Here is a 10656-nt window from a genome sequence, read left to right on the forward strand (position 1 = left end):
CGATAAACCCAGCGAGCGGATCCTCAAACTGCTTGCCTAAAACCATCAACCGTTGCAACCACCCCTAGAATCCGCCGTCTCGCAACCTCAACCTGATTGTGCTTTCTCCCCCATCTTTACTATTCATCGGCAAGTAAGTGCTAAATGGCGCGTTTTATGACAACCTAGAGATATGGAGATTTGGCCAGGGAAACCGTATCCGCTCGGCGCTACCTATGATGGAGCCGGAGTAAATTTTGCAGTATTTAGCGAGGTCGCAACCAAAGTTTATCTCTGTTTAATAGCAGAGGATGGCAGCGAAGAACGGATCGAACTGCGCGAAGTCGACCACCACGTGTGGCATTGCTATATTCCGGGGCTGCGTGATGAGCAGCGCTACGGATTCCGGGTGGAAGGCCCCTATGATCCGGCGCAAGGACACCGTTGCGATATCAATAAATTTTTGCTCGACCCCTACGCGACAGCCACCGATGGCATTGTTAGAGCCAAGCAGTCTTTATATTCTTACGACTGGAATGACCCCAGTGAACCCAACCATGACGATTCCTTGCCGGATATGGCAGTTTCGGTAGTCACCACTCCCTATTTCGATTGGGGAAATGATCGCCCACCCGGACACGACCTCCATAAACTGGTTATTTACGAAGCCCATGTAAAAGGCTTTACCAAGTTAAATGAACAGATCCCGGAAAAAGAACGCGGCACCTACGCAGGAATCGCCAATCCGGTGACTATCGAATATCTAAAAGATTTGGGAGTAAACGCTATCGAGCTGATGCCGGTGCACCAGTTCGTTAATGACTCCACCCTGCAAGAGCGCGGTCTATCGAACTATTGGGGATATAACACCATCGGATTTTTTGCTCCCCATGCCCAGTACCGTTCCCAAGACGTGGTCGATGGGCAAGTTCAAGAGTTCAAGCAAATGGTGAAAAACCTGCACCACGCGGGAATCGAAGTGATTCTAGACGTGGTCTATAACCACACTGCTGAAGGCAACCATATGGGGCCGACACTCTCTTTCAAAGGACTAGACAACTCCTCCTACTACCGTTTAGTGGAGGACGACAAAGAACACTATTTCGACACCACCGGAACCGGGAATTCCCTGCTGATGCGGTCTCCAGCGGTACTGCAACTAATTATGGATTCCCTGCGTTACTGGGCAATCGAAATGCACGTAGATGGTTTCCGCTTCGACCTTGCCTCTACCCTGGCGCGTGAACTGCATGACGTAGACAAACTCTCGGCATTTTTCGATATTATCCATCAAGACCCGGTACTTTCCCAGCTAAAACTAATCGCCGAACCCTGGGACGTAGGAGATGGCGGCTACCAGGTAGGCGGGTTCCCCTCCATGTGGAGTGAATGGAACGGCAAATACCGCGACACGGTTCGTGATTTTTGGCGCGGCAACTACGCCACGCTACCTGAGTTCGCCTCCCGATTCTGTGGCAGTGCCGATTTATATGAACAAAGTGGACGCCGCCCGAATGCGTCTATCAACTTTGTAACCGCCCATGATGGCTTCACTATGCACGACCTGGTTTCCTATAACGAGAAACATAACGAGGCTAACGGCGAGGGCGGAGACGACGGGGAATCCCATAACCGCTCCTGGAACTGCGGAGTCGAAGGCCCCACCGATGACCCACAAATACATAAACTACGGGCACGGCAGCACCGCAATTTCCTGACCACCCTCTTCCTCTCCCAGGGGGTACCAATGTTACTCATGGGAGATGAGGTTGCCCGCAGCCAAAAGGGAAATAACAATACCTATTGCCAAGACAACGAGCTTTCCTGGATGAATTGGTCATTCGAGGACGCCGAAGAGGACGATTATCGAAATAAGCTTCTCGGGTTCACTAAACACCTGATTAAGTTCCGCAATGACCATCCGGTGTTCCATCGTCGCCGTTTCTTTGCCGGCGCCCCTTCCCGCGGCGGTCAATCCGATCTGGGGGAGATTGACTGGTTTGCCCCCGATGGACAGAAGATGACCGAGGAAGCTTGGAGCAATGAAGAAGCACGCTCCCTGATGATCTTCTTAAACGGTGAGGCGATTCGGGAACCAGATTCTCGTGGAAAACGCATTGTCGATGATTCATTCCTGTTACTTTTCAACGCTGACCCCGAGTCTTGCACTTTCCAGGTTCCCGAAGGCTACGGTGATGGCTGGAAGATCGCATTTTCTACCATGGAAGAGGTTCCCAACAGGGAAATCGAAAACAAAACTGAATACGGCGCTGGTGACCAACTAGAGCTACTAGATCGCTCGATAGTAGTACTAATCCGCGAAGTGGCGGAGGAATAATTTAAGGAGATCCCCATATGAACAGCCAACACTCCCACCTGCCCGCGAGCGATAAGCATACGCCTATCAGTACTTATCGCATTCAGTTAAGTTCTGAGTTCACTTTCGAAGATGCCCGGCAGCACCTGGGATATTGGCGTGATCTCGGGATAACGGACCTGTTTCTCTCCCCCATTTTGCAAGCGGTTCCCGGATCTATGCACGGATACGACGTAGTAGACCATAAACATATCTCCAAAGAACTCGGAGGGCGCGCCCAATTTGAAAAACTAGCCGACGCCGCCCACCAGGCAGGCTTTGGGATTGTAGTTGACGTGGTACCTAACCATATGGCGGTACCGACCCCGGTGTGGCTTAACCGTCCCATGTGGTCGGTATTAAAACGAGGGAAAGAATCTCCCTACGCGCACTGGTTTGATATTGACATTGACCAACCAATTCTCATGCCCATTCTCGGCCGGCGAATCGGGCAAGTTCTCGCTGATCAAGAACTCACACTTGAGCAGATGGTGATTCCGACTGAACCTGAACGCGGAGAGCAATGGATTCTGCGCTACTATGACCACTATTTCCCGGTAGCAGCCGGTACTGAAGCCTTACCCTTGGAGGTCTTGGTTGAACGGCAGCATTACCGTTTGGCGCATTGGAAAGTAGCTGATGAAGAGCTCAACTATCGCCGCTTTTTTGATGTCGACACCCTGGCAGCCCTGCGAGTAGAAGAACGCGACGTATTTGACTCTACCCACGCCCTGCTGCTGGAACTTTTCAACCAGGGACATATCGATTCCTTCCGGATTGATCACCCCGATGGACTAGCTGACCCCGCCGGTTATTTCCACTGGCTATCTCAGGCTACCGGCGGCGCTTGGATCGCGGGAGAAAAGATTCTCGAGGACGCCGAGCGACTTCCTAACGACTGGCCGATTGCCGGTACTACCGGCTATGACACTTCTTGGCGGCTGACAGCGCTACAGGTTGACCCGCGAGCATCCTTGCCGCTGGGAACCCTGATGCAGACTTTGACCGGAGATTCGCCTTCCTCCTATCCACAAATGCAACGCGAAGCCAAGGCACAAATAATTGACACTTCCCTGGCAGCGGAAGTACGCCGTATCGGACAGTTAGTGTGGAAAATTTGTCAAAATGATTTCCGCCTGCGCGATTACACTTTCCGTTATCTAGTTGATTGCTTGCGGGAACTGATTATCGAAATGCCCTGTTACCGCGCCTATGTGACTGCTGGCCAACCCGCCCCCGCGCTCTCGCGAGAAATTGTGGAGGCAGCAGCAGGGCGCGCCCTGCGTCACCTGGAACCGGAGCACTCTGACACTATGGCAGTGGTAATTGCCCTGGTACTCGGGGATGAAATCGGATCCGCTGCTTTGAAAGAAAGCGATCTCGATAGGCGAGAATTCCTGGTGCGTTTCCAGCAGGTTTGCGGAGCAGTCATGGCTAAAGGAGTAGAAGACACCACCTTTTACCGTTGGACTCATCTGCTGTGTCTAAATGAAGTGGGCTCTAATCCCCAAGCTTTCGGGATTTCTTCCGATAGTCTGCATCTTTTTGCTCGCGATATTCAAGCTAATTGGCCCGCTACTATGACTACCAACTCTACGCACGACACCAAGCGTTGCGAAGACGTGCGGATGCGTCTGGCGGTAATCAGCCAATACCCCACCCTGTGGGCGCAAATAGTTTCTGACCTGCGTGACACTACCCAGCCTTACCGTCCTAATGACCTAGATGGCCGCAGCGAAAACATGCTGTGGCAAACACTTATCGGCACCTGGGACGATAAAGGGCCGATCCCTCCTTCCCGGCTGCGCAACTATCTAGTGAAAGCGATTAGGGAGCAAAAAACTTGGACCACTTGGACCGCTCCCGATGAGACTCGGGAAAATGAGCTGCTGGATTTTGCAGAAAAAATTCTTTCTGACCCGCAAGTAGCCGAGATTGTTTCTCGCTGGCAAAGCGAAACCGGCTTGGCAACCCGCTATACCATTTTGGCTAATAAAGCTTTACAGCTCACGATGCCGGGGGTGGCGGATGTTTATCAAGGCTCAGAAATCACCCAAACCTCCCTGGTAGACCCGGATAATCGCCGCCCGGTAGATTTTACTGCGCTAGCAGAGACCCTTTCTCGTCTCGACCGGGAAGGTATTGACCATGCAGCTAGCGAGGAAATAGATGATCTAAAACTAAATCTTACGGCAGCAATTTTGCGGCTACGCCGCCGCCGCAGCGAATGTTTCGTCTCTGCCTCCGCCACCTATGAGGCACTCGCTTTGTCTACCGGTTATGCGGTAGCTTTTGCGCGGGGAACCGAAAATGATGGGCCCCAAATCGTTACTCTTGCCCGTCGCCTTTCCGGCGTCCTCGCTCGTTATCTAGGCGATTTCCCGTCCGAACATACCGTGGTTTTACCCGAGGGATCGTGGAAAGATATTTGTTCGAATGAGATTTTCTCCGGGGGAATGCAAAGCCTGGAAGAGCTGCTATTTAAACGGGGCGCACGGATTTTGGAGCGGGTGGAATAAATGGACTTTGACCTTTCTGATTTGGATTTTGAGGGCTTGCCTCCCTGGGAGCTCATTGCGGGATGTGAGCGGGTACCGCTATGGGCGCCGAATAAAAAGCAGATAAATCTGCTGGTCGGCTCGCCTGATAAGCCGCGGAAAACTCCGATGGTTCAGTACGGACAGTGGTGGCTAGCTCCGCGGCCATTGCCCAATGGTACCGTCTATGCATTTGAGGTAGAGGGAAACGGTCCCTTCCCTGACCCCAGAGCGCGCGCGTATGTTCCCGGAAGTGAGCTCTGGGTAAAGACTGCCGATATTGCCGCCCTTAAACGCAGTTCTAGCTGGCAACCCAGTGAAAAACTATTGGGTAAGGTCTGGTACGAACTGCATATCGGGACTTTTACTGCCCAAGGAACCCTGCGGGCAGCGATAGAAAAACTCCCCTATCTCGCTGATTTAGGAGTGGAAGTCATCGAACTAATGCCCACCGCGGTGTTCCCGGGGGAACGCGGCTGGGGCTATGACGGGGTCGGTCTCTATGCTCTTTTCAATCCTTACGGTACCCCGGAAGATTTAGTGGCGTTTATTGACGAGGCGCACAACCTAGGGATTGCGGTAGCTCAAGATCTGGTCTTGAATCATCTGGGCTCTTCTGGAAACTATTTGAGTCAGTTCGGCCCCTATTTTTCTGGTCGTCATATAACTCCCTGGGGCGATGGCTACAACCTTGATGGCCCCGACAGCGCCCCGGTACGGGATTTCTTAATTGGTGCAGCTGTGGCTTTACTGGCTGACTACGGATTCGATGGTCTGCGTCTAGATGCAGTCCATGAAATCCAAGATGATTCTGAGCTGCATCTTTTATCCGAACTTTCCCAAGAAGTCGATAATCTTTCGGAAGAGTTGGGCAGACCACTTACTCTGGTGGCCGAATCTGACCTTAACGATGCCCGGATGGTTACGCCGGTTGCTGATGGCGGCTACGGGATGGATGGGCAATGGGATGACGATATTCACCACGGTATTCACGTGGCTTTTACCGGAGAAACCCAAGGGTACTACGAAGATTTCGCAGACCCGGAGGCCCTAACCAAGATATATTCGCAGGTGTTTTACCATAACGGCACCTTCTCTAGTTTCCGTGGAAAAAATTGGGGGGCTCCGGTTCCTGCCGCTATGGAGCGAAACCGCTTCTTTGGCTTCGCCTCGAACCATGACCAAGTAGGAAATCGGGCTTTAGGTGATCGCCCTAGTGAGAAACTCGCGCCGGGACTCCTGGCTGGTCAAGCCGCTTTAGTTCTAGCTTCGCCCTTTACACCGATGCTGTTCCAAGGCGAAGAATGGGGCACCCGTTCACGCTTCCAGTTCTTTACCGACTATGCGGATGAAGGAATTGGCAAAGCGGTGGACGAGGGACGCAAACGAGAGTTCGCCTCTCATGATTGGGAGAAAATTTACGGCGGCGAAGTGGAAGTTCCCTCTCCCCAAGCTCTTTCCACTTTCTTAAACTCTAAGTTGCTATGGCAGGAACTCTCGCAGGCCGAACATAAAAAGATGCTCGCCTGGTATCGGCATCTAATCGCTCTGCGTCACGAGGGCGTCTTTGCTGATTTTATTGCTCTTCAGCGTCAGCGAAAGCTACTGATCTTAAAAACGGAACGCGCACGGGTAATAGTGAACTTGCAGCACAAACCCACTAGCATTGGCGATCTTATCAAGGACGCGCCACAGGGCAGTTATTTTTCCTTCAGCAACGGAAAACTGGAAAGTGTGCCCTCGAAAATCTCGGGCGAAGATACCCTGCTGATCATCGCCTAGGGCGGGGGTATTGGTTGTCCCCTGCTAAATGCAGTTCCTCTCCCCGGCTTGCCCTATCCTAACTTAAAGCAAGGAACCAGGGCCGACCTAAGGGTGAGTTAGCTCGGTAGTATCCAGGGAGTGAGTTTCGCCCTCACGGAATTTAGAAACCGGATAGTTGCGATGGTACTTGCGCCAGTGATTTTCCCGGGCAATCATTACATAGGCAAAGCGCTTCAGGCCCCGCAGACTGAACCCAAAATCCGCCGGGTAGAACAGGGGATCATGGTTTTTCTTTTGGCGGTAAAGGTCCTTAATCTTCTTTCCCATCTGTTTATCTACATACCGCAGCACTAGACGTTTCGGCAAAATCGAATAGTAGACTCGCTTTCCTAAACGTTGCGGGGGAACCTGTTTATTAAACACCACATCCTCGATGAAGAACTTCATCGGATTCATCCCGGCAGAGGTGTTGTAGTAAGAGTTCCGCCCGATGCGAGGGTTTACCTCGAAACAGTAGGCGACCCCGGTACGGGAATCGACTTTAAAGTCGAAGTTAGCAAAACCGTGCCAGCCTATTCCCTGCAAGAAGCTACTGACTTGCTCATATAGACGCGGGTAGGGCTCGGTAATCATCGCCACCGGGTTCCCGAGGGCGGTGGGAGAATGATCTTCCAGTAGCACCTGGGCGGACCCCAGCATAGTTACCCGGGAGTTTTGATCTACGTAGGCAGTCACCGAGAGATTGAAACTATCGTTTCCTTCTACCCGGGGTTGGAGCACAAAACGGCGGGCATGGGGATTTTCATGAGTGTGCTGATACAGGTCGGCAAGCAGATTTTCTGCTTCCTGTTTATTGGAAACCGTGTAAACCTTCGCTTTGCCCGGCCATTTCAGGCGTTCATATCCGGCACTGGTAGCTGGTTTAATAATCCAAGGGAACGGTTCCTTTACCCCCTCAAGCTTGGTCAGTTCAGCCTCTAAAGAACCAGAAAAATCAATTTCCAGAGTTTGCGGAACAGTTAAGCCATGTTCTTTGGCAAGCAGCGGAAACTTAACCTTGTCGGAAGTATCCTCAATAACCTTTAGGGAGGGGAAGGCGAACGCATAGTATTTTCGCAGTTCTTCCTCGCGGCGTACTATATCGCGTACATTAGAGTCAATATTCGCAATTAGCAGCAGCTTTTTTTCCGGATAGTCTTTTTGCAGCTGCGGAGCTAGTGCCAGCAAGCCGTCAATTAGAGGCATTTCCGAGTCTGGATCAGGTAACGCTTGCGGATTAACCACCCGAGTATCAATAATGCCCGAAGACATTATTGGCCCCAGGATCTGGGTGGTAACGACTGTAGGTTTTACTTTCCATCCTGCGTGGAAGGATACCGCCAGTGCATAGGTGCCAATATCGGTACCTAAAATAACCGGTTGAAACGCTATATCCTGATGGTCCTGCACAGTGCCTCCCTAAAATTTGAGCCACTCAATGCTATCAAATCTTGCCCGTTCTCCCGGGAGGCCGCTAAGTAGAGCCAAGTTCTTGGCATCGCTTTTTAAAGATACCCTTTGCCTAGCCAGCTGCTACCCCAATCGGGGGTACGTTTGCTGCTTGGTCGGCAGATTGTCGGCGTGGCTGCGACTTTAGGATAGTTTTCCTGCCTACGCTGAAATAGTGAATTCAAAGCCGCCTGCAGAGTTTACCGATGCCCTGCTCACCTTGCGTGATGCTGCCTACGATTCTCATGTGGAAGTGAGTGAGATTCCGGCGCCCCAGGGTATCGCTCCTTTTGCTGCGGCAATCCGCTTGGACTGCGGCGCCTTGGAGGATAACCCCGACAGTGGTGGATCAGGACGGCTCGTAATTCTCTATGATCCCCAGGAGCAGCCCGGCTGGCAGGGCCGTTTTCGCTTAGTGACGATGCTAGGCGCGCATGTAGATGTAGATTTAGTTACCGAGCCGCTAGCCGACCAGGTCTGCTGGTCCTGGCTCACCGATTTCTTAGCCCAATCAGATGCTAGTTTTTTTCAGGCTGCCGGATCAGTTACTCGCTCCCATTCGGCCAGTTTTGGCGAGTTAGAAAAACGCTCTGAATCAGCAGAAATGGAGCTACGCGCATCTTGGACGCCGCTAGAAAATAACCTGGCACCCCACGCGGGGGCTATATCGCACCTCCTAGCGATGATGTCGGGATATTCGGTGGAAGTTAGCGCCGGAATATCCCGCCTGGGACAGGTAAAACTGGTATGAGCGAAACCCTTTACCGTCCCCGCCTTGGATCTGTTCCCCTCACTGATAACCAGCAGCAATATCAGGAGTGTCTGCGGGAGTATCAAAGTCCCGGAGAATATATAGCTTTTGATACTGAACGCGCTAGCGGTATTCGCTACCTAGATAAGGCCTATTTGATTCAGGCCAAAGGGCAGAGCGCTCCCCTGGTTTTACTCGATCCTATTACCCTGGGCGATCTGTCTGCTTTTGGTGCCGCCTGCCAAAATAGCACCTGGGTACTGCACGCAGCGAAAGAAGATTTAGAGTGCCTGGAATGGGCAGACTTGCAGGCACCCCGCCTATTCGATACTCAAATTGCTGCCAAAATACTCGGTTTCGAACAAGTTGGTCTGGGCGCTGTTACTGAGGAAGTGCTGGGAATAAAACTGGCCAAGAACCATACGCGGGAGAACTGGTCATTGCGTCCCCTCAAACAATCTTGGCTCGACTACGCGGCCCTCGATGTGGAATATCTGGTGCAGTTAGCATTAGCGCTAAAAGAGCGGTTAGCGGCGGCGGGACGTTTGCCTTGGGCCGAGCAAGAGTTTGCCTATACTTTGACTCACTATCGTCGTCAAAGTGACCCCGAACCTTGGCGACATTTGAAAGGTGCCGGTAAGGCGCGCTCTCCCCGCCAGTTGGGTTTACTTAGAGAACTCTACAGTCGGCGAGACGAGATAGCACAAGCAGCCGATATCGCGCCCCATCGAGTGCTGCCTAACCGCGACCTGGTGGACTTGGTTTTAAAAACTCCCCGCTCCTACCAGGAGCTCACGCAGCGTCCCTTTATGAAGCGCCGACAGCTGCGCCGCCACAGCAGGCGCTGGTGGCAGGCAATAAAGAAAGTTCAGGCCTTGCCCAGTGAAGAATTGCCGCCGAAAGCGCCGCTGCGAGGGTTGCATGAAATAACTTCCATCGCTACCTGGGAAAAAATTGATCCCGGTCGCGCAGCGCTTTACCGAACGCTTAAAGCGGACGTATCTGCCTGGGCGCAAGAAAATCAGATATGGACAGAACTGGCACTCTCGCCTAGCGCTACCCGGCAGGTAGCTGCCTATTGGGAACCCGGTAAAGATCTGCAAAATCTACTGCAAACTGCGGAGGCAAGGGACTGGCAGATAGAACATTTCCTGCCTCGTTTTGAGGACCTCTGTACTCTCTGGGCTAAGAAATAGCCTTTTACAGGTAAATATCCTGTCTAATGTCTATTTTCGGGGTCGCTCCGTTGAAGCGGCCGACTAAAATTATACAAAGACAGGGCAGAAAGACCGTCTTGATGCTCTCGCCCTGCCTTTTAAAAGGCAGGAGGCCAAACCCTCTTTTTTGGGTTTGGCCTCCTGTGTAATGTGGTTGTGGTGGTGTCTTACTCTCCCGCGCTCGTTGGGGCGTAGTACCATCAGCGCTGCCTAGCTTAGCTTCCAGGTTCGGGATGGGACTGGGCGTGTCCTAGGCGCTATGACCACCACAAGACTATGTGTTCAACCCCCGCTATTTTTATCACTGGTAACCATAAGGTTTGGTTACTACTTTTTTTGGGGGGCACCGTTCTTGTTAACGGATCGGAGAGTGGGTGTGAGCGTCTTCGTGACGATTTATTGTGGATGCTTGAACACGTGTTTTTTGTGTTTGTTTTTTAATGGTTCTTTAGTACCAGTCAGCTTTGCGTTTTACAACGTGTACACATCTGGCCTATCAACCCAGTAGTCTACTGGGAACCAAAAAGACCTAATCTTAAAGCAGGCTTCCCGCTTAGATGCTTT

General features: G+C 52.0%; 6 protein-coding genes and 2 rRNA genes. 5 read left to right on the forward strand and 3 right to left on the reverse strand.

Annotation, left to right across the window (positions count from 1 at the left end):
- The first annotated feature begins 172 nt into the window (after positions 1-172).
- From glgX to treZ, 3 genes are read left to right on the forward strand one after another with little or no spacing between them, the layout of a single operon-like run.
- Positions 173-2317 carry a glycogen debranching protein GlgX gene (gene glgX, locus AC1EKS_RS08890; RefSeq protein WP_481009813.1) on the forward strand — a complete coding sequence of 715 codons (2145 nt, stop codon included), beginning with the start codon at positions 173-175 and terminating at the stop codon, positions 2315-2317.
- 17 nt (positions 2318-2334) lie between these two features.
- Positions 2335-4854, forward strand: a complete 2520-nt coding sequence (gene treY, locus AC1EKS_RS08895; RefSeq protein ID WP_481009812.1) for a malto-oligosyltrehalose synthase — start codon at positions 2335-2337, stop codon at positions 4852-4854.
- Positions 4855-6654 (forward strand): malto-oligosyltrehalose trehalohydrolase, encoded by a 1800-nt coding sequence (gene treZ, locus AC1EKS_RS08900; protein WP_481009811.1) that lies wholly within the window; start codon positions 4855-4857, stop codon positions 6652-6654.
- 87 nt (positions 6655-6741) lie between these two features.
- On the opposite strand, the gene AC1EKS_RS08905 is transcribed toward treZ, so the two are convergent.
- A complete protein-coding gene (locus AC1EKS_RS08905) occupies positions 6742-8085 on the reverse strand; it encodes a carboxylate--amine ligase (protein ID WP_481009810.1) in 1344 nt (447 codons plus the stop codon).
- 214 nt (positions 8086-8299) lie between these two features.
- Between AC1EKS_RS08905 and AC1EKS_RS08910 the strand changes: the two genes are divergently transcribed.
- Both AC1EKS_RS08910 and AC1EKS_RS08915 read left to right on the forward strand, forming a co-directional pair.
- Positions 8300-8875 (forward strand): DUF3000 family protein, encoded by a 576-nt coding sequence (locus tag AC1EKS_RS08910; RefSeq protein ID WP_481009809.1) that lies wholly within the window; start codon positions 8300-8302, stop codon positions 8873-8875.
- Positions 8872-10071 carry a ribonuclease D gene (locus AC1EKS_RS08915; RefSeq protein WP_481009808.1) on the forward strand — a complete coding sequence of 400 codons (1200 nt, stop codon included), beginning with the start codon at positions 8872-8874 and terminating at the stop codon, positions 10069-10071. The genes AC1EKS_RS08910 and AC1EKS_RS08915 overlap by 4 nt, the downstream gene beginning before the upstream one ends.
- 175 nt (positions 10072-10246) lie before the next feature.
- Here the strand turns inward: AC1EKS_RS08915 and rrf are convergent.
- Together rrf and AC1EKS_RS08925 are read right to left on the reverse strand one after the other, a co-directional pair.
- A 5S ribosomal RNA gene (gene rrf, locus AC1EKS_RS08920) occupies positions 10247-10363 on the reverse strand.
- Between the two features lie 158 nt (positions 10364-10521).
- Positions 10522-10656, reverse strand: a 23S ribosomal RNA gene (locus AC1EKS_RS08925); the annotation flags it as partial.

The sequence above is a fragment of the Varibaculum sp. C0165D1 genome (assembly GCF_056590355.1).

Excerpts from the sequence above, each read along its gene's own strand:
- AC1EKS_RS08915 (WP_481009808.1), top strand. The coding sequence starts at position 8,872 with ATGAGCGAAACCCTTTACCGTCCCCGCCTTGGATCTGTTCCCCTCACT.
- treZ (WP_481009811.1), top strand. The coding sequence starts at position 4,855 with ATGGACTTTGACCTTTCTGATTTGGATTTTGAGGGCTTGCCTCCCTGG.
- glgX (WP_481009813.1), top strand. The coding sequence starts at position 173 with ATGGAGATTTGGCCAGGGAAACCGTATCCGCTCGGCGCTACCTATGAT.
- treY (WP_481009812.1), top strand. The coding sequence starts at position 2,335 with ATGAACAGCCAACACTCCCACCTGCCCGCGAGCGATAAGCATACGCCT.